Annotated in this window: 13 protein-coding genes; 4 read left to right on the top strand and 9 right to left on the bottom strand. The window is 52.2% G+C overall.

Annotation, left to right across the window (positions count from 1 at the left end; all coding sequences use genetic code 11):
- Positions 1-192: 192 nt before the first annotated feature.
- The 5 genes from ACFOMG_RS16595 to ACFOMG_RS16575 all read right to left on the bottom strand — a co-directional run bounded on the left by ACFOMG_RS16595 (position 193) and on the right by ACFOMG_RS16575 (position 3,880).
- Positions 193-750, bottom strand: a complete 558-nt coding sequence (locus tag ACFOMG_RS16595; protein WP_376868308.1) for a protein-methionine-sulfoxide reductase heme-binding subunit MsrQ — start codon at positions 748-750, stop codon at positions 193-195.
- A 60-nt stretch (positions 751-810) separates the two neighbouring features.
- Positions 811-1,809, bottom strand: a complete 999-nt coding sequence (gene msrP, locus ACFOMG_RS16590; RefSeq protein ID WP_376868306.1) for a protein-methionine-sulfoxide reductase catalytic subunit MsrP — start codon at positions 1,807-1,809, stop codon at positions 811-813.
- Positions 1,810-1,884: 75 nt separating this feature from the next.
- Positions 1,885-2,679, bottom strand: coding sequence for a CDP-diacylglycerol--serine O-phosphatidyltransferase (pssA, locus tag ACFOMG_RS16585; protein ID WP_376868305.1), 795 nt, complete (start codon positions 2,677-2,679; stop codon positions 1,885-1,887).
- 45 nt (positions 2,680-2,724) lie between these two features.
- A complete protein-coding gene (ilvY, locus tag ACFOMG_RS16580) occupies positions 2,725-3,633 on the bottom strand; it encodes an HTH-type transcriptional activator IlvY (RefSeq protein ID WP_376868303.1) in 909 nt (302 codons plus the stop codon).
- A gap of 31 nt (positions 3,634-3,664) precedes the next feature.
- Positions 3,665-3,880, bottom strand: coding sequence for a hypothetical protein (locus ACFOMG_RS16575; RefSeq protein ID WP_376868302.1), 216 nt, complete (start codon positions 3,878-3,880; stop codon positions 3,665-3,667).
- A gap of 44 nt (positions 3,881-3,924) precedes the next feature.
- Here ACFOMG_RS16575 and ilvC point away from each other — a divergent pair, with 44 nt between their 5' ends.
- From ilvC to ACFOMG_RS16560, 3 genes are all read left to right on the top strand, one after another.
- Complete coding sequence (gene ilvC, locus ACFOMG_RS16570; RefSeq protein WP_376868300.1) at positions 3,925-5,415, top strand: ketol-acid reductoisomerase; 1,491 nt, start codon at positions 3,925-3,927, stop codon at positions 5,413-5,415.
- A gap of 144 nt (positions 5,416-5,559) precedes the next feature.
- Entirely contained in the window at positions 5,560-5,745 is a 186-nt protein-coding gene (locus ACFOMG_RS16565) for a DUF898 family protein (RefSeq protein WP_376868298.1), read from the top strand.
- Between the two features lie 105 nt (positions 5,746-5,850).
- Positions 5,851-7,845 carry a TonB-dependent copper receptor gene (locus tag ACFOMG_RS16560; RefSeq protein ID WP_376868296.1) on the top strand — a complete coding sequence of 665 codons (1,995 nt, stop codon included), beginning with the start codon at positions 5,851-5,853 and terminating at the stop codon, positions 7,843-7,845.
- Positions 7,846-7,940: 95 nt separating this feature from the next.
- Here ACFOMG_RS16560 and ACFOMG_RS16555 read toward each other — a convergent pair whose 3' ends face one another.
- The 4 genes from ACFOMG_RS16555 to ACFOMG_RS16540 all read right to left on the bottom strand — a co-directional run bounded on the left by ACFOMG_RS16555 (position 7,941) and on the right by ACFOMG_RS16540 (position 16,619).
- Entirely contained in the window at positions 7,941-9,326 is a 1,386-nt protein-coding gene (locus tag ACFOMG_RS16555; RefSeq protein WP_376868294.1) for a hypothetical protein, read from the bottom strand.
- 26 nt (positions 9,327-9,352) lie between these two features.
- Positions 9,353-11,428, bottom strand: coding sequence for a TonB-dependent receptor (locus tag ACFOMG_RS16550; protein WP_376868292.1), 2,076 nt, complete (start codon positions 11,426-11,428; stop codon positions 9,353-9,355).
- 150 nt (positions 11,429-11,578) lie between these two features.
- Complete coding sequence (locus tag ACFOMG_RS16545) at positions 11,579-14,479, bottom strand: DUF2339 domain-containing protein (protein WP_376868291.1); 2,901 nt, start codon at positions 14,477-14,479, stop codon at positions 11,579-11,581.
- Between the two features lie 409 nt (positions 14,480-14,888).
- A complete protein-coding gene (locus ACFOMG_RS16540) occupies positions 14,889-16,619 on the bottom strand; it encodes an alkaline phosphatase D family protein (protein ID WP_376868290.1) in 1,731 nt (576 codons plus the stop codon).
- A gap of 347 nt (positions 16,620-16,966) precedes the next feature.
- Here ACFOMG_RS16540 and ACFOMG_RS16535 point away from each other — a divergent pair, with 347 nt between their 5' ends.
- Complete coding sequence (locus tag ACFOMG_RS16535) at positions 16,967-18,337, top strand: leucyl aminopeptidase family protein (protein ID WP_376868289.1); 1,371 nt, start codon at positions 16,967-16,969, stop codon at positions 18,335-18,337.
- The last annotated feature ends 124 nt before the right edge of the window (positions 18,338-18,461 follow it).

Genomic DNA, 18,461 nt, shown 5'->3' with positions numbered 1-18,461 from the left:
ACCAAGCCAGCGTGTCAAGCAGTTATTTTTAAAAAGTTATTTAAAAACAAGCACTTAACCAGTTCCGTCTGGCTTTCCTTTTCGCCCTCAGCGATCAGGAGCGGCGCATTCTACAGACATAGAAAAAACCGTCAACACCTTTTTGTAAGTTTTTTACAGCAAGATGAAAATCTGCAGTTTTCCAACTGGGCATCAGCAGGTGCGCTGTTTATACCGCCACAACCGCAATGCCAGAAGCAACAGTAACAACACAGTGTAGAGCACTGGCTCAAACCAGCTGGAACGAATCTGTAACAAATAGTGTATGGCGGCCAGTAACCCGGTGACATATACAAGCCGGTGTAACTTTTTCCAGCGCCGCTTCAACCGGCGCTGCCATTGTTTCGTCGATGTAATCGTCAGCGGTACCAGCAATAGCCACGCAACTACCCCCAACAACAAATAAGGACGCTCAATGATCTCTTTACCCAGCTCCCGCCATTGCCACTCAAGCAGGAAGGCAAAGTAAGCAAACAAATGCAGGGTTGAATAGAAGAAGACAAATAGCCCCAGCATGCGGCGGTGCACAACCAGCCACTTTTGCCGCAGATATTGACTCCCCGGTGTTACCGCCAGGGTAATCAGCAAAAAATTAAACGCCCAGCTGCCGCTGAACCAGACAATAGCCTTCCCTGGTTCCGGGCCAAGAATATTCCATTCTCCGGCCTGCAGCCGTACAACCTGCTGCAACAGATAAAAGAACGGCATCATACTTACCAGAAAAACGGTAATGCGTCTGAGTGTTAAAACCATGCCCCGACTAACCGCCTGTTAATAATACTTGCGCAGATTCATGCCACTATAAAGAGAGGCGACCTGTTCGGCATAACCGTTAAACATCTGCGTTTCAATACGATTCGGTTTAAACAGGCCGGATGGCAAACGGCGTTCACGTGCCTGGGACCAGCGCGGGTGATCGACCTGCGGATTTACATTGGCATAAAAGCCATATTCGTTTGGCGCCAGTTGTGCCCAGGTCGTTTTCAGCATCTGTTCGACAAAACGGATTCTGACAATCGACTTGATACTTTTGAAGCCATATTTCCACGGAACGACCAGGCGGAAGGGAGCACCGTTCTGGTTAGGTAATACCTCACCATACAAACCAACAGCCATAATTGTCAGCGGATTCATCGCTTCATCCATCCGCAGCCCTTCAACATAAGGCCAGTCAATGGTTGAAAACACCGAACGCTGACCCGGCATTTGCTTCGGGTCGTGCAGGGTGGTGAATTCAACATAGTTAGCGGATGACAGCGGCTTAAAGCGCTTCAACAAAGATGACAGCTCAAAACCGATCCAGGGAATCACCATCGACCAGGCTTCAACACAACGCAGGCGATAAATGCGCTCTTCCAGATCCACCTGGCTCAGCAGATCCTCCAGCGTAAAAGTGCCCTTCAGCTCACACTCACCCGTCACCTCAACCGACCAGGGATCGGTTTTCAGCTTCGAGGCGTAACGATAGGGATCATCTTTGCCGGTGCCAAACTCATAAAAGTTATTGTATTGAGTAACGTTTGGATAGGGCGTCAGGGTTTCGTCTTTCCCCCACTGACTTTCTCGGGCGGCAGCCACCTGCCCGGCTAACCATTCAGGCCTTTGCTGTCGGGTTGATTCATGGATCTGAATGGCCTGAGCCGGTAATGCAGCAGCCGCCACGGACACAGCCGCGGCTTGGCCAAGAAACTGACGGCGGTTAAGGTAACCCGAGTGAGGTGTTATTTCGGAGGGAAGGACGTCGGATGACTGCTGTTGCCGGATAATCATGCCATTTAACCTGTCTGCTGCTACTGCCTGATAGTAGAACCTCAGACAGGCAAAACGGCAAAAAATTCAGCGGGGTTATTTCTTTTGTTTCAGCCGGCTCCAGCCATCATATACCGGGCCCGATAAGGCGTAAGCCATAAACACACCCAATAACACCTTAGCCGGATCAATCGATACCACCACAAACACCATCACCACCGCCAGTAAAGCAACAAACGGCACCTTACCTTTCAGATCAAGTCCTTTAAAACTGTGGTAACGGAAGTTACTGACCATTAACAGGCCCGCACCCGGAACAATCAAAGCCATCAACCAGGCGATATCCGCACCAGCAGTACCGGTTTCACTGAAGGCCCATACGGTACCGGCCACAATAGCCGCCGCCGCCGGGCTGGCCAGACCGGTAAAGAAGTTTTTATCAGCGACCGCCAGCTGAGTATTAAACCGCGCCAGGCGTAATGCCGCACCCGCGACATAAACAAACGCCGCCACCCAGCCGACCTTGCCCAGGTCCTGCAGCGCCCAACTAAAGGCCACCAGCGCCGGTGCCACACCAAACGACACCATGTCCGCCAGGCTGTCATATTCGGCACCAAAGTCACTCTGGGTATTGGTCAAGCGTGCGACCCGGCCATCCAGGCCGTCCAGAATCATAGCGATAAAAATCGCAATGGCGGCATTTTCGAAGTGACCATTCATACTGGCCACAACAGCGTAGAAACCGGAGAACAAGGCGCCGGTGGTAAACAGGTTCGGCAGCAGGTAAATGCCCTTACGACCTGGCCATTTCGCGGGCTTTTCAGCCTCACCGCTCTGATGTTCGGGAGTGTTTTCAGTCAAGGGAACAACCTTATTGTCTTCGTGATTCATTGTTAACTCGTAAAAAATACTTTATCACTCAGTCATTATGAGTGATTACAACACGGCTGTTAAGGTATTCGTGTTGTCCATTGCCGCCGACACATTCCAGATAGCCTGTAACAAAGGATGTTGTAAGCGCTCGGTACGGGCACACAGCCCCACCGCAAAAGGCTCCAGCTCCGGCTGCACCGCCAACACCCGCACCCGGGCCGACATCGGACTGTTCTTCAGTACCAGCTCCGGCACCACACCAACCCCGGCACCCAATGCCACCATACTAACAATCGCTTCATGGCCAGAGACCTGGGCATAGATATTCGGGCGGATATTGCGGGCAGCGAACCAGCGGTCGACCCGGGTGCGGGCCAGACCGGATTCCGACAACACCATCGGCACCTCTCCCCAGTCAATTTCTGCCTGGGTGAGTAAAGGCAGGCTACTGAGATTTTTAGGAGCGATAAACAACAACGGTGACGGGGTAATGGTTTTAAAACTCAAGTCCTCACTGAGCTGCTCAGGGCGGGCCGCCACCACAATATCAGCCTCGCCACTTTCGGCCTTGGGAATCGACTCTGCAGCATCACCGGTATGCACCAGCAATTCGACCCGCGGATATCGCTCACGAAAGCGGGTCAGTAAATCCGCCAGAAAGCTGTAACTGGCCGTCACGGTACAAAACAGGGTCAGACTGCCCTCAAGATCACTGACCTCTACCCCCACTGCGCGTTTCAGCTGTTGCCAGTCTGATAAGGTATTTTCAGCATGGCGGCGAAACTGCTCTCCGGCATGGGTCAGCGACAAGGGTGAGGTCTCCCGTATTAATAACGTCGCCCCGACCTCTTCCTCCATACGCGCCAGGCGCCGGCTCAGCGTTGACGGGCTCATATGTAGTTCTTCGCTGGCTTTACCTAAATGAAGGTGGGAGCACAGGCTAAGAAACGATTGCAGGTCTTTATAATCCACCCACTGTCCTCTATCCGGATAAGACGGCGCTTTAATATTGTTTTTCAAAGCAGCAACAGGATGTTGCGCCTAACGCCTGACAAGCAGGCGGCAGGGCCATGGATGGCCCTTCGGCGCGGCGACTGAAAAACAAGGTTGAAGTACCGCTCAGGTTTTGTTGCAAAAAACGCAACACCATTGCGCAAATATAGCATTTTACGCAACGCCTTTCTTCTTTTACTATTTGCGGCGATTTGATTTTGTTCACCGGAATACTTCCGCTGAATTCATTCTGTTAATGGAGATCCTGTCATGGGTGAGAACTACTTCAATACGCTGAACCTGCGTGAGCAACTGGACCAGCTGGGCCGTTGTCGTTTTATGGACCGCGAAGAATTCACCAACGGTTGTGAAGTTCTGAAAGGCAAAAAAGTTGTTATCGTTGGTTGTGGTGCTCAGGGTCTGAACCAGGGCATGAACATGCGCGATTCTGGTCTGGATGTTTCTTACGCTCTGCGTGAAGCAGCCATCACTGAAAAGCGTCAGTCATGGAAAAACGCCACCGAAAACGGTTTCACCGTGGGTACCTACGAAGAGCTGATCCCGACTGCAGATCTGGTTTGTAACCTGACGCCAGACAAGCAGCACACCAGCGTTGTCGAAGCCGTAATGCCACTGATGAAGCAAGGTGCAACTCTGGGTTATTCCCACGGTTTCAACATTGTTGAAGAAGGCATGCAGATCCGTGAAGACTTAACCGTCATCATGGTTGCGCCTAAGTGCCCGGGTTCTGAAGTACGTGAAGAATACAAGCGTGGTTTCGGTGTACCAACGCTGATGGCTGTTCACCCAGAGAACGATCCGGAAGGTAAAGGCCACGACCAGGCGAAAGCATGGGCTTCTGCCACTGGCGGCGACCGCGCCGGCGTTCTGGAATCTTCTTTCGTTGCTGAAGTTAAGTCTGACCTGATGGGTGAGCAAACCATCCTGTGTGGCATGCTGCAAACCGGCGCCATCCTGGGCTTCGAAAAAATGGTTGAAGACGGCATCGACGAAGGCTACGCAGCCAAGCTGATCCAATACGGTTGGGAAACGGTTACGGAAGCACTGAAGTACGGCGGCATCACTAACATGATGGATCGTCTGTCTAACCCGGCTAAGCTGGTTGCTTTCGACATGGCAGAAGAGCTGAAAGAACTGATGCGTCCTCTGTTCCGTAAGCACCAGGACGACATCATGACGGGTCACTTCTCCAAGACCATGATGGAAGACTGGGCAGCTGGCGATGCTAACCTGCTGAAATGGCGTGAAGAAACGGCACAAACCGGCTTCGAAAAAGCACCGGCTTCCGACGTTGAAATCGACGAGCAGGAATACTTCGATCACGGCGTAATGCTGGTTGCTATGGTGAAAGCGGGCGTTGAGCTGGCATTCGAAACCATGGTTGAGTCTGGCATCGTTGAAGAGTCTGCTTACTACGAGTCTCTGCACGAAACGCCACTGATTGCTAACACCATCGCTCGTAAGAAACTGTACGAGATGAACGTGGTTATCTCTGACACTGCAGAATACGGCTGCTACCTGTTCGCTCACGCGGCAGTGCCTCTGTTGCGCGAGAAGTTCATGCCACACATCTCTACGGATGTAATCGGTAAAGGCCTGAACGTTAAGTCTAACTCAGTAGACAACGCTCGTCTGATCGAAGTAAACGATCTGGTTCGTAACCACCCGGTTGAATGGGTTGGTCAGGAACTGCGTGGCTACATGACTGACATGAAGCGCATCGTAGAAGCATCCAAGTAATCAATTACTTGCAGCTGAGCCTAAATCCCCGCCGGAAGTGATTCCGGCGGGGATTTTTTTGTATTATGCCGCGGCACAAACCAAAGGACAGGTAAACACAAAGGTATTCCATGGATAAGGATATTTTACGCAGCGACCGCCACGATGTGCGGCGCGATCAGCGACCACAGCCACTTTAAATCGGATATTCAATGTAATGCCTATATTCGCCTGATGCTGGAAAATGCTCTGCTCATGGTTATTACTGCTGGTTTCGCTTACCCGGCAACACAAATCCGTAAACGCCGCTTTTTAATCGCCGCTACCCGCGTTTATTACCAGCCTGATTGATCTGTATCAGGCCGGGGCCGGCCAATGCGACATCCTGTCACACGCCTGGCGCCGCAGAATTGAGTAATCTGCGCGCCATTACCTTACGTTGAAGGATTACGCATCATGTTCCGCCCTACTCTGATCCACTGCGCTATTATCTGTGCCGTACTTAGCCCGGCAGTTAATGCAGACCAAGGTACCGAGCTGACCCCTATGGTCGTCACCGCGCCACAAACAGACGATGTATTAACCGTCCGCACCGATCCCAAAGCACCACGGCAGCCGGTTCCGGCTCATGACGGTGCCGATTTATTAAAAAATATTCCCGGCTTCAGTGTGATTCGTAAAGGCGGAGCCGATGGCGATCCGGTATTCCGCGGCATGGCCGCTTCACGCCTGGGGATTTTATTAAATGGCGAACAGGTTATGGGGGGCTGTGGCATGCGTATGGACCCGCCCACCGCTTATGTTTATCCGGAAGCGTTTGATGAAGTGGTTATTTTAAAAGGTCCACAGTCGGTACAACACGCCGGTGCCGGATCAGCGGGCACGGTATTATTTAATCATCAGCGCCCTCAGTTTTCTGAACCAGGCATCAGTGGTTATGCCAGTGTGTTATTCGGCAGTGCCGACCGTAATGATCAGGCCGCCGGAGTCACGGCTGGCAACGAGCAGGGCTACCTGCGGTTAAACGGTACCCGAGCCGATGCCAATAACTACAAAGATGGCAACGGCGATGAAGTTCACTCCGCTTATAACCGCTGGAATGCCGACGCCACACTGGGCTGGACACCCACTCTGGATACCGATATCGAACTGACCACGTCACGCAGCGATGGTGAAGCCCGCTATGGTGACCGTGGCATGGATGGCGCTAAATTTGAGCGCGAACAACACAGTTTAAATTATCGTGTGCGCGCAGTTTCACCATTAATCAGCGAAATCGAAGCACGGATTTATCAGGGTTACGTTGATCATGTAATGGATAACTTTTCCCTGCGGCCAAACACGGGGATGAAAATGCTCAGCAACCCCGACCGGGAAATCAAAGGTGCCAAGCTGACAGCCACCCTGCAACCAGTCAGCAACAGCGAACTGAATATTGGCAGTGACTGGAACCGCGATGATCATTCGGTACGCAAAGGTGTCGACTACCAGTCCCAGCCACGGGTGGATGACCTCAGTGTGCAGAATTATGGTGTCTATGGCGAATGGCATCAGACGCTGGGCGACAATGCCTTACACGCCGGCTTACGGTTAAATAAAAATCGTGCAGAAGATAAACGCTCTGGTCGCACCAGCTCCGGCGACAAAGATAACAACACCTTAAAAAATGCGTTTATCCGCTTCGAACAACAGCTCGATGCCACCCGCTGGTACGCCGGCCTGGGCCATGCACAGCGGGCAGCGGATTATTGGGAACGGATGAAAAATCCGGCAGCCACGGTCAATATGATGGGCATGCGGGTTAATGGCAGTGCCAGTACCTTTGATACCAAACCGGAAAAAACCACCCAGTTAGATATCGGTGCAATTTATAAAACCAGCGGCACCCGGGCGTCCGTTTCTGCGTTTTATGCCAAACACAAGGACTACATCCTGATCGAAAGCCTGAGCATGGTTGCCAGTAACGCCCGTAATATCGATGCAAAAACCTGGGGCGCCGAAGCCGACATCAGCCAGCGCCTGACTCAGCGCTGGAATTCAACCGCCACACTGGCCTGGGTTCATGGTGAAAATAACAGCGATCATCAGGCCTTAGCCCAGATGCCTCCTCTGGAAGCACGTCTGGGGCTGAACTACATCGCAAACCAATGGAGCAGCGGTGGTTTATTACGCCTGGTTGCCGACCAGAACCGGGTCGACCCGGGTAAAGGCAATATCGTTGGCCAGGATATCGGCCAAACACCCGGGTTTGCCGTATTTTCGCTTCACGCCGCTTATACACCCGGTCACAATCTGACCTTCAGCAGCGGTATTGATAACCTGTTTGACCGTAATTATGCCGAACATATTTCCCGTAGTGGCGTTGATATCGGTGGCTTTTATGAAGTGAGCGAGCGTATTAACGAGCCCGGCCGTACCTTCTGGTTAAAAGCGCAGTGGCAATTTAATTAACCAGCAACACTTCTTTTCGTGCCACCGTAATAAAAAAATGCCGTTTCTCCTGATCAGAGAAACGGCATTTTTATGCACCACAATTAAATCAGTATTTAATCGTGATTATGTGCTTCATCGTCTTCATGGTCGTGGTCATGATCAGATGAAGCAATCCCTACCCAGGCAACCTGTGCCGGGGTAAAAGATAGCTTAATACGGTTTTCAACCTCAGCATCTTCGAGATGAACAACCACCACTTGCTGAGTAACAGAATCAACAACATAAGCAAAATCCATTGCCGGAGAAGAAACCATGCTGACGCGAGGCTGACGCAGTCCGGCGTGTCCCTGAACCGGCTCAGGCATAACATTCAGGACTTTAATACTCGTCTGATATACAAAGCCATGTGCCTCCTGTTCAGCGTCATGCGCGTCTCCGGCATCATGCTCATGCTCAGCAACACCGGATAAAATATGCAGCGTCCCTGTGCTATCCAGTACCAGCATATATTCACCGTTAGCCGACATATGGGCGTTATTTTTAGTAACATCTTCAGCAGCGCCGTTCCAGTCAACCAGCTCCATGCTCATGTTTTCCAGGTCGATGGCAAACAGGTTATCGTCAGCCCAGCCAGCAACAAGGTGTGACTCAGCATAACCAGAGAAAGAACCAATACGGCTGTCACCAATGGCTGCGATATTGGCAATTTTCGTTGCCATAAATGCGTGGTTGTCACCTTCTTTAATCACCAGAACGCCATCAGTACAGCCGAATACCGAACCTTCTTCAGTTGTGAAACTGCCGTGTAAACCAGGACACGTTTCATCGAACGTCTGGTCCAATTCGAAACCATCACCGTCATGGAAATGGAATAAATCCACTTTCTCCGGTAACGACGAAGCTGAGTCTCCTTTATTGGACACCAGAATATGTTCACCCAGAGGTTCTGCAGTACCATGATGAGCAGAAGCCAGTTCAAACGAATTCGCCGTACCCGCAGCTAACTGAGCATCACCAAATTCAACGACTTTGGAAACCACACCCTCTGCGCCATCAAAGAAAATAGCGCCACGACCAGCGTGTATTTCATAGTGAGTCGGGTTAGCCCCCGCAATCGATACATTTAATTTAGACGGATCTTTTTCATAAGGATGTAAATGATCACCGTGATCTTCCTGATACTGACCGCCATCGATCACTTCCACCAGGCCGTCGTCATCGCGATACATCGCAATGCCGTAACGATAGCCCGGCGAAGCGTACAGGCTGCTGGCCTTATGGGTTAACGCAAAGGTATCCAGCACCTCATTATTTTCCAGATTTAATACACTCAGCGCTGCGCTATCTGCGGATGAAACCATTAAGCGCCCGGAATCGGTGTGTGCAAAACAGCTCGGGTCATGACACTCGCTGTTATCATTACTACTGCTGTCACTGCCACAGCCGGTCAATGCCAGAGACACCAACACAGCAGACAATGAATAAAATTTTTTTTCCATAACAACTCCCTATATCTTTTCAGACGTTAAAATTTTAATGAGGTGGTTAAGCTGATATTGCGTCCCGGCAGTGGCGCAAATTCTTTCAGATAAGACACATGATTACGGCCCGGCGCATCAAACAGATTATTCACCCGCAATCCCAGCAGCCATTCGTAATCCGCGGCTCCAATATGGCTGTAGTTAATACGGGCATTAACATGCTGATAGGCCGCCGCGGCCGTTTCCTGGCTGGCGGTTTTGCGTTGTGCCAGTGACCAAAAGTTTTCCACCTCGGCCTGCCACTGATGGTGTTGCCAGCCTAGCTGTAATAATGCAGTTGCCGGTGGTGTACGCGGCAGGTTTTTACTGTTATCTACAGCCTGGCGTAGCTGTGCATTGACGTAATCGCCCTGCATCCGGACATAAAGATTATCGGCAAAGAAATATTCCAGGCTCGCTTCGCCACCAAAGAATTCAGCATCAGCCTGTTCATAACGATATACCGCATTAGCGGAATGATATGGGTTAACCAGATCTTTTAAGTCGTTATAAATATAATCCTGAAATAAATAACGATAGACGGCGACCCGGGCCAGCCAATTCTGCCGGGTTAATGTCCAGTTAATATCCAGGGTATAAGCCGTTTCTTTTTCCAGTTCCGGGTTATCCAGCTGATAAGAAAAGGTGGCGTGATGATCACCATTCCAGAACATTTCCTGAGCATCCGGTGCCCGTTCCGCCCGGGCAATGCTGATGGCCCAGCGCTGCGTCTGACTGATATTCCAGCTGGCCGCGGCTGAGAGCGTCAGTGGTGCAAAATTCACATCGGCATAATAACCACGGTGCTGACGCCAGGCCGGATCAACGGTTTTCGGGTCGAGAGAAATCGTGCGGTAATCAATACGCGCACCAAATTCTAAATTACCATTCCCCCACTGGTCATTTTCCCAGTTTCGTTTTTCCACCAGGTAATAACCAATATCCTGGGTTTCTGCTTCTGGCATTGGTGTGTTATGCGCAAACGGAAAATCATTGCGCAATAAACTGCCACGCCCGCCATTCCAGTTTTGTGCACTGTAATCCGGAATTGCAGAACAGCCGCTGTGGTCATGACACAACTGCAACCTTTGCTGACGCAGCGAAAAACCCAGCTGGCCCTGCCAGCCAGACAGCGGCGCATGACGCAAACGGCTGTTAAATTCCCAGGTTTCCTGATCGAATAACCCTTCGACTGTAGGCAGCGTGACTTCTTCATGCTCATAGTCGTTGAAAGATAATTCGTTATCCCAGCTAATAACGCCATCCAACGGATTCAGCCAGGACGACTTCAGATCATAACGAATTTGTTCCGGGCGCACGCGGGTGGGGGTATTTTCATCGTTTGGAACGGCATAGTCGTATTCACTCTGTGAAACACTGAAGCCAATAAAACCCCGCTCAGCCGAGGTCAGAGAAAAACCAGCACTGACACCATTCCCTGAGGTATCGCTGTTAGCGACTTGTTCTCCGGCGGCGGCATGATAATCGCCACTGGATTTATCAAAACCGCTGATATGCCAGGCATACTGGCCATTACCGCCATTCAGTTCAGCGCTTAACTGGCGGCCGGATTCATTACTCGTGGCTTTTGCTGAAACGTTTCCGCTGATTCCATTTACCGGCTGGCGCGCAATTTTACCATCCAGCACATTCACGACCCCCCCGATGGCACCACCGCCAAACAACAGGGTCGCCGGTCCCTGAATCACTTCCAGCTGATGAGCATTGGCGGCCTCCGCCATCGGTGCATGATCGGAACTCATGGCCGATAAATCCGCACTGTCATGACCATTCACCATGATTTTCACCCGGCTGCCGCTCATGCCACGCAATACCGGCCGACCAACCCCCGGGCCAAATGAAGCATTACTGATGCCGGGTTGTTGCTGCAGTAAGGTGCCCAGCGAGTCCCCCGGATTTTTCGCCAGCGCGTCTTTATCCAGCACCAGCACCGGCTGAGCGACATCTGACAAGGACGAATCATCACCTGAACTGACAACCACGGTGTCGAGCTCAACCGAATGCCCCAGCGGCGTAACACCACCGAGCACCAGCCCGCACATTAAAAGACGATATAACATAACAAGAAGCACTCAAAAAAACGGAATCACTGAGGATTACGGGACGTTATTCTTAATACTAATAAAACGTTATAATATAACAAAATGATAATTACAAATCATTTTGTGTCCAAAAGCCTACCAACCGATCAGCACACTGCCATAACCCGGCTAGTCTGACTCGCGTCGTTGCGGTGGCAGCGGCGAGAAATACCCCACCGCCATCAACAACAGACCCACCGCAATAAAAGAAACAATGCGTGCGATGGTTTCATGCCCGGACAAATCGACCAGGAACAGCTTGAACACCACCAGCGCCAGAATCGCGGCACCCACAAACCACAACAGACGCAGCGCTTTTCTGCTCGCCAGCAGAGTGAGTGCCAGGCCAATTAAGGTCCAGACCAGTGCCAGTAAGGTCTGGAACATGGCCGACTGCCACAGCGCGTGCAACTCAAACGGCAGCGCCTGATAATGCGTCATATACCGGGCTAACACTGTGTTCACCAGCGTTGCGGCAAACAGGCCACTCCAGATCGGTAGCAGATCGCCGGTCAACCGGGCGTCCGGCCAGGCACCGGGCGCACGCCAGAAACCACTGCGCCACCACAACAGCAGCAATGCCAGCACCACCACACCCAAGCCATCCAGCGCATTCAGCAACGGAATATAAGGCACCATACCGCCATCTGCGGTTAACAAACGCAGGCAAACAAACAGCGACAGCAGCGCTAAATACGACGGCAACAGCCGCTGGCGTAACATCGCTAACTGTGTGTCCAGTGGCCAGCGTGAACTGTCGGGCTGCCATAACAACCAGCCACAACAACTTAATACAGGTAACAGGAGCGCCAGTTCCTGCCAGCCGCTATCGTCGATAAAAGCAAAGCGGTTGTTAACGTGGTGCAACAGCTCCAGGCCGCTGAATAACAGCAGCTGAGTCAATAACAGACTGTGGAATATGGCAGCCCAGCGTTGTGGTAACACCTCGCGGAACTGATACAGCAGGTAATAACATCCGGGAAGCGCCACAAACCAGATAGCCGACGCCCAGTTCACCAGCCAGCGTTGTTCCTCTAGCATGGTCGCCAGTGCCAGCAGAGACAACAACGGCACCAGTGCCAATAATGGATAACGCAATAACGGCCAGTCAAAACGCCGCAAGCCGGCGTACAGCAGCGCAGCGGTAACCGTCAGTAATGCGACCCAGGCCTGGGCGTAAAAGTCCGGTGTCAGCCAGAAGACAATTTCACGCAGCTGAATCAGCAACCACAACAATAATGCTGCCGAAAATAAAAAATATTGCGCCAGCTTCTCTTCCGGTAATAACGAGTCACAGTGTGATAGTTTTTGCTGTAACTGATACGCCGCCAACAACAGCGCAGCGATCATCACCAGTGCCGCAACCCCCTTACCATGCAACAGATACATTGCCTGCAGCGGGATAAAATAACCATCCACTAACAACCACATCAGGCTGATGGTCAGCAAACCGTAACCAAACAGGCGATTGAGCCGGTTTTGTTGCTCCAGCCCCAGCCATACCAGAGCGGCCCCCTGTACTGACCAGGTCATCACGCTCCATTCCTGCGACAATGCCAGTGGTACCGCCAGGGCAATAAATACCAGTGCCATGGCATAAAAAGCGCGCGCCAGCAGTTGTAGTGACTGACGTTTTTTCAGCCACAGGCTGAGTCCCAGATACAACAGGCCACAGGCCAGCGAAAAACCGGCCAGCCAATAATCGAGGTAATACAACAGATAACTCTGATACGCCATCACCACCAGCGGCAACGCAAATACCAGGCTGGCGTCTATCACGCCTTTCAGTTGCGGAGGCTGGCGTAAGGCAAATAATACCGCCACCGCCAGGAACATCAGGAAAAATAACAGCAGGAAAATTTCAGAGCTGAGTAAATAGCCACGTTCGTATTCCACCCCACCCCAGATGCCGGCAACAATAAAGGTGAATAAAAAGCCACACAGATTCAGCTCGCGCCAGCTCTTATACCAGGCGGTGGCCAACAAACCGGTATTCAGCAAAGCGTAATAGCTGAACAGCGCAATATGACTGCCATCGCCAGAGCTCATTAACACCGGTGCCAGGTAACCACCCAACGCGGCAAATAACGCCAGTCCACGAGCATCCTGACGTAACGCCAGCGCCACCGATGCCGCAACACACAGCAACATCGCAACAAACGCGCCGCTCATCGGCAATAACTGATACAAACGCGCGGCAGCAAATAAACTGAGATACCCCAACCCCAGCCCGGCTCCCTGAGCCAGCAGGGCAAAAATACGCTGGCGCTGACGCAGCCACCAACCCAGTGCAAAGATCCCGGCAGCTAACACCCCGACGCCGATAAACCGCATGCCGATCGGCAACAACCCCTGGCGGGCAGCAAAACTGAACAGAAACGCCACCCCCACAAACAACACCAGAATTCCCACCCGGGCGACCAGATTCCCTTCGGTGAAAAAACGTGTCAGCCAGCCACGGACACGCATCCAGGCGTAATCCAGGCTGTTGTTATTCTGACCGTTATTACTCTGACCGCTGTTACTCTGACCACTGTTACTTTGGGCACTGTTACTTTGGGCACTGTTACTTTGGGCACTGTTAGTTTGGGCGCTGTTACTCTGGGCGTAGTTATTCTGGCTGTTAACGACACTGTGGTTATCCGCTTCGGCGGATGACGCAGTCACCTGCGGATCAGGCTGGGGCGGGGTCTGCTCTTCAGGCTCAGACGCCGGCTGTGTCTGAGCCGGCGTGGCAGGCCAGACAACCTGCTGTGCCACTTCTTGCTGTGCTACCTCCTGCTGAGCAGTTGTTACCCCGGAGGACCTGGTTTCGGCCTGCGCCCCGCTGTCTGCAGATTGCGGACCACTGTCGGTTGGCGATTGCAGCAATAAAAGCTGCTGTTGTAACTGATGATTCTGCTGCTGCAGCTTACGCAGCCAGACCCCGATCGCAGTGAAAGCCGCCGCTAATAATAATCCCCGTTCATCTTCCCACAGCGCCACAAACACGATAAGAGTGGCCAGTCCCATTGCCATATTCACTAACATACGCACGCTTTCCTGCCAGAGCTAAAAACTGATAACACTATCAGCGGATAACTGTATCAATAAACCTCAGGTTATACCCGATACAGTTCATGAAAGTGCAAAAAAACCTTGCAGAATGTTAATTCACAAAAGATTCCACCACTAATCTCCAGATTAATCACAGACTTTTCCACAGCACAAAGGCCAATTGTACAGTTAACAATCAGACTGACCGGTTGTTGAAAAATCATTGATTTTTATACAAAAATCACTTGAAAACCCAGTCGTGCTGTGAGTTCCGGCAGATTGTGACAAATCGGTTAAATTTTCACCGATCTGACAAAAGACGCCAGACTATGCGGCCTGGAGATGGTTACCCCAAACTTATCCAATATTTTATCCACAGAAAGCGTGGACAACTGTTGATTATTCAGAGCGAAGTGGATTGTTGTGCCAGCAGGCCTGAGCGCAGGGAATGATCCGTATGCCCGCGCCAGCGGCGCAGATAAGAAAAGGAAGGAGAAAAATCCGGCGCCAGCGCCGCCGCCGGTTTCGCCGGAGTTAATGCCGGCGCCGGTTGCAACTGTGCCTGTCCCCGGGGAATCACCAATGCCCGTAAACAGTGGCTGGCATAACGCGGCCGTTGCACGTTATCCACCACCCACCATTCGGCCTGAATCCGTTCCCGGGTAATGTCCAGCAACACATAACCGCGGTAATAAAAATCGACAAAATTCAGATGTGGCAGCAACGACTCAAGCGACGCTGCCGCCAGTGCCGCCTGGGTTTGATTGTCGATACCGGGAGACGTTACCGCCGGAGTCACCAGTTCAACACCAAGATTATCGCCCGGCTGATCTGCAAACGGATCATCGTTCAGCGTCAGTGCCCAGCTGGAGTGGATATCACCGGTGAGTACCACAAAATTATCGATATTGGCCTGGCGGATATGATCAAACAAACGCTGGCGTGCCGCCGGATAACCATCCCACTGATCGTGATTCAGGGGTGAATGATTAAGCTGGAACTGCGCCATCATCACCTGCTGCCCCAGCAATTTCCAGCACACGCCATCACGCTGGGCGTCCGACAACTGCTGCTCCAGCCAGCGCTCCTGCGGATAACCAAGTAACGTACGCTGTTGTGCATCACGGATCGCCGGATCGTCACTGGGACCATCACGGCCGGCCAGCCGGGTATCCAGCATATTCAGTTGCAGCAGATCACCAAACCGGAACGAGCGGTAGATCTGACGCTGGCCATAGTCATTGTGTTGTTCGCGGATTGGCATCCATTCCATATAGGCCTGCACCGCAGCCGCTAATCGTCCCTGCCAGTCGCCATCAGCGGCCTGATGGTTACCGGCGCCACCGGAACGGCCTGTCGCCAGATCAAAGCCACCCCAGGCGTTATCGGCCACTTCGTGATCATCCCAGATCACGATAACCGGATGTTGCCGGTGCAGCTGCTGCAGATCGTTATCGCGCTTATAACAGGCGTGGCGCTGGCGGTAATCGGCCAGCGTTAAGGTTTCGTGAGCCGGCTGATGCAGTCGTCCGCTGCTCAGGCTTTGTTCCAGATTATCGTATTCATAAATGTAATCCCCCAGATGCAGCACCACATCCAGATCCGGCCGCCGGGCAATATCTTTATACACATTAAAATACCCCCGGGCGTAGTTGGAGCAGGAGGTAAAGGCAATACGCAGGTGTTCGGTATGATGCTGCGGTAAGGTACGGGTACGGCCGATATCCGACATCTGCCCCAGTGCTTCGAACAGATAATAATAACTGTGGCCCGGCGACAAACCGTCGGCATCCACTTTCACGGTAAAGTCACGCGCGAGATCGGTAACTCCCTGACCTTGTGCCACCAGCTCGGTAAAATTCACATCCGACGCCACGCGCCAGCGATATTGCAATTGCTGTATGCCCGCCGGCGGGGTAATCCGGGTCCAGAGAATGACCCGGTCATGCAGCGGATCACCACTGGCAACACCGTGCTGAAACGGAAAGCCATCGCTGGACGGTCCGGCCAGATGATGGTTGTGCGACGATTGTTGTGCCGCAGAACCGCTATCCGCGGAATAACATAAGGCCGATGCAGCAGCCCCCGAAAGCATAAATTGACGGCGCGTCAGCGACACAGATTGTATCGGCATAAATAAGCCTGGTCAGACAGGGTCATGGCGTTATTAAGCCGTGCGCCGGTGACAGCAAGATGGCAGCTTTCTGACCAAAAAATTGCGCTTTTTTTGCAATTAAATGACAGCAGCGGCCCTACAATTAACTGCATAAGAATATTAAATGGTGCGACATCCGGCCACATACCCGGTTGATAAAAGCCGCCTATAATCACGCCATTAAAAAATAACAGCGGAATAAATTATGATGCCTTCGGGTGGCAGGCGTATTCGGCACGATACGAATTACACGTATTGCAGTCTTTCCGCTTCAGATCAGCCTCCTCTATACTGTGTAGATCCATTGCTAAAGAGACCCACACCGTATGTCTGCCGTTTTATTAGCCGCTGATCAGGCCGAAAGCACCATCCCACTCACCATCCTGGAAAAAGAAAACTACGAACACTGGCTGGCCCAGCAGCCGCAGAGCGTGCACAACTGGCTGGCGTCTGTGGGCTTTCGTGGTAACGGCGCACAGTTATTACCGGCGACCGATGGCAACGCCAGCGGTGCTTTGTTTGTTTGTGAATCGCTCGACGATATGTTTGCCGCCGGAGATTGTTCGGCGCTGCTGCCAGCCGGTCACTATCACATCAGCAACATTGATCAGCCGGAAAGCCTGCTGGCCATTGCCTTTGCCTGGGGTGTTGGCGCGTATCGGTTTGAAAAGTACAAACAAAATAACCAGCCGCAGGCATGTCTGGCGTTGTCAGACGATACCGTTCTTAAAACCGCACAGGATATGATTCAGGCCGTGCGCTGGACCCGTGACCTGATTAATACCCCGGCCGCCGATATGATGCCGCAGGATCTGGCAGTGGCGGCTGAAGCCATCGCTCTGCAGTTTGGTGCCTCGGTGTCGCATGTGATTGGCGACGATTTATTAGCCCAGAATTACCCAACCATTCATGCCGTTGGCCGCGCCAGCGAACATGCACCCCGATTAATCGATCTGCGCTGGGGCAACGACGACGATCCGAAAATCACACTGGTGGGTAAAGGCGTGTGCTTCGACAGTGGCGGTTTAGACCTGAAACCGTCCAACGCCATGCGGCTGATGAAAAAAGACATGGGCGGTGCAGCTCAGGTCTTAGGGCTGGCGTATCTGATCATGTCGCAGCAACTGCCGGTTAATCTGCGGGTATTAATTCCGGCGGTGGAAAACGCCGTCAGTGCCAATGCCTTCCGCCCCGGTGATGTCATCACTACCCGCAAAGGCACCACGGTGGAAATTGATAACACCGACGCCGAAGGTCGTCTGGTATTGTGTGATGCGTTAACTGAAGCCTTAACCGATGAACCGGAAATCATTTTCGACTTCGCCACCTTAACCGGTGCTTGCCGCGTGGCACTGGGTACCGAATTGCCCGGTTTTTTCACCAATCAGATGCAGTTGGCCGGTGACCTGATGCAACAAGGTCATAAAGTCAGCGACCCGGTTTGGCAGCTTCCCTTGCATCAACCCTACAACGACATGCTGAAAAGCGACATCGCCGATATGGTGAATTCTGCGGCCACACCATTCGGAGGCGCCATCACCGCCGCACTGTATCTGCAACATTTTGTCGACGACACCCCCTGGGTGCATTTTGATGTGATGGCCTGGAATCAGCGTAAATTGCCGGGGCGTCCGGTCGGTGGCGAAGCCATGGGCATCCGGGCGGTATTCGCTTATCTGCAGAACCGTTACGGCTGACAATACATGGCTGAGCTGACGACTGCACAGGTACTGTACTAGTCGACGATGCTGGAACCTGGCGTTGCCAGCCTACTGCGACAAATAATACGTTTCATAAAAAAGAACCGATATTTTTCAACCA

Origin of the sequence: Bacterioplanoides pacificum, from assembly GCF_042648445.1 — a bacterium.
GTDB lineage: Bacteria > Pseudomonadota > Gammaproteobacteria > Pseudomonadales > Oceanobacteraceae > Bacterioplanoides > Bacterioplanoides pacificum.
This window is presented reverse-complemented; position numbering and strand designations above follow the sequence as displayed.

What these genes read in the sequence shown, in the direction of transcription:
- ACFOMG_RS16540 (WP_376868290.1), bottom strand. Translation starts at nt 16,619, where the DNA reads ATGCCGATACAATCTGTGTCGCTGACGCGCCGTCAATTTATGCTTTCG.
- ACFOMG_RS16535 (WP_376868289.1), top strand. Translation starts at nt 16,967, where the DNA reads ATGTCTGCCGTTTTATTAGCCGCTGATCAGGCCGAAAGCACCATCCCA.
- pssA (WP_376868305.1), bottom strand. Translation starts at nt 2,679, where the DNA reads ATGAATCACGAAGACAATAAGGTTGTTCCCTTGACTGAAAACACTCCC.
- ACFOMG_RS16550 (WP_376868292.1), bottom strand. Translation starts at nt 11,428, where the DNA reads ATGTTATATCGTCTTTTAATGTGCGGGCTGGTGCTCGGTGGTGTTACG.
- msrP (WP_376868306.1), bottom strand. Translation starts at nt 1,809, where the DNA reads ATGATTATCCGGCAACAGCAGTCATCCGACGTCCTTCCCTCCGAAATA.
- ACFOMG_RS16565 (WP_376868298.1), top strand. Translation starts at nt 5,560, where the DNA reads ATGTGCGGCGCGATCAGCGACCACAGCCACTTTAAATCGGATATTCAA.
- ACFOMG_RS16545 (WP_376868291.1), bottom strand. Translation starts at nt 14,479, where the DNA reads ATGTTAGTGAATATGGCAATGGGACTGGCCACTCTTATCGTGTTTGTG.
- ACFOMG_RS16560 (WP_376868296.1), top strand. Translation starts at nt 5,851, where the DNA reads ATGTTCCGCCCTACTCTGATCCACTGCGCTATTATCTGTGCCGTACTT.
- ACFOMG_RS16595 (WP_376868308.1), bottom strand. Translation starts at nt 750, where the DNA reads ATGATGCCGTTCTTTTATCTGTTGCAGCAGGTTGTACGGCTGCAGGCC.
- ilvC (WP_376868300.1), top strand. Translation starts at nt 3,925, where the DNA reads ATGGGTGAGAACTACTTCAATACGCTGAACCTGCGTGAGCAACTGGAC.
- ACFOMG_RS16555 (WP_376868294.1), bottom strand. Translation starts at nt 9,326, where the DNA reads ATGGAAAAAAAATTTTATTCATTGTCTGCTGTGTTGGTGTCTCTGGCA.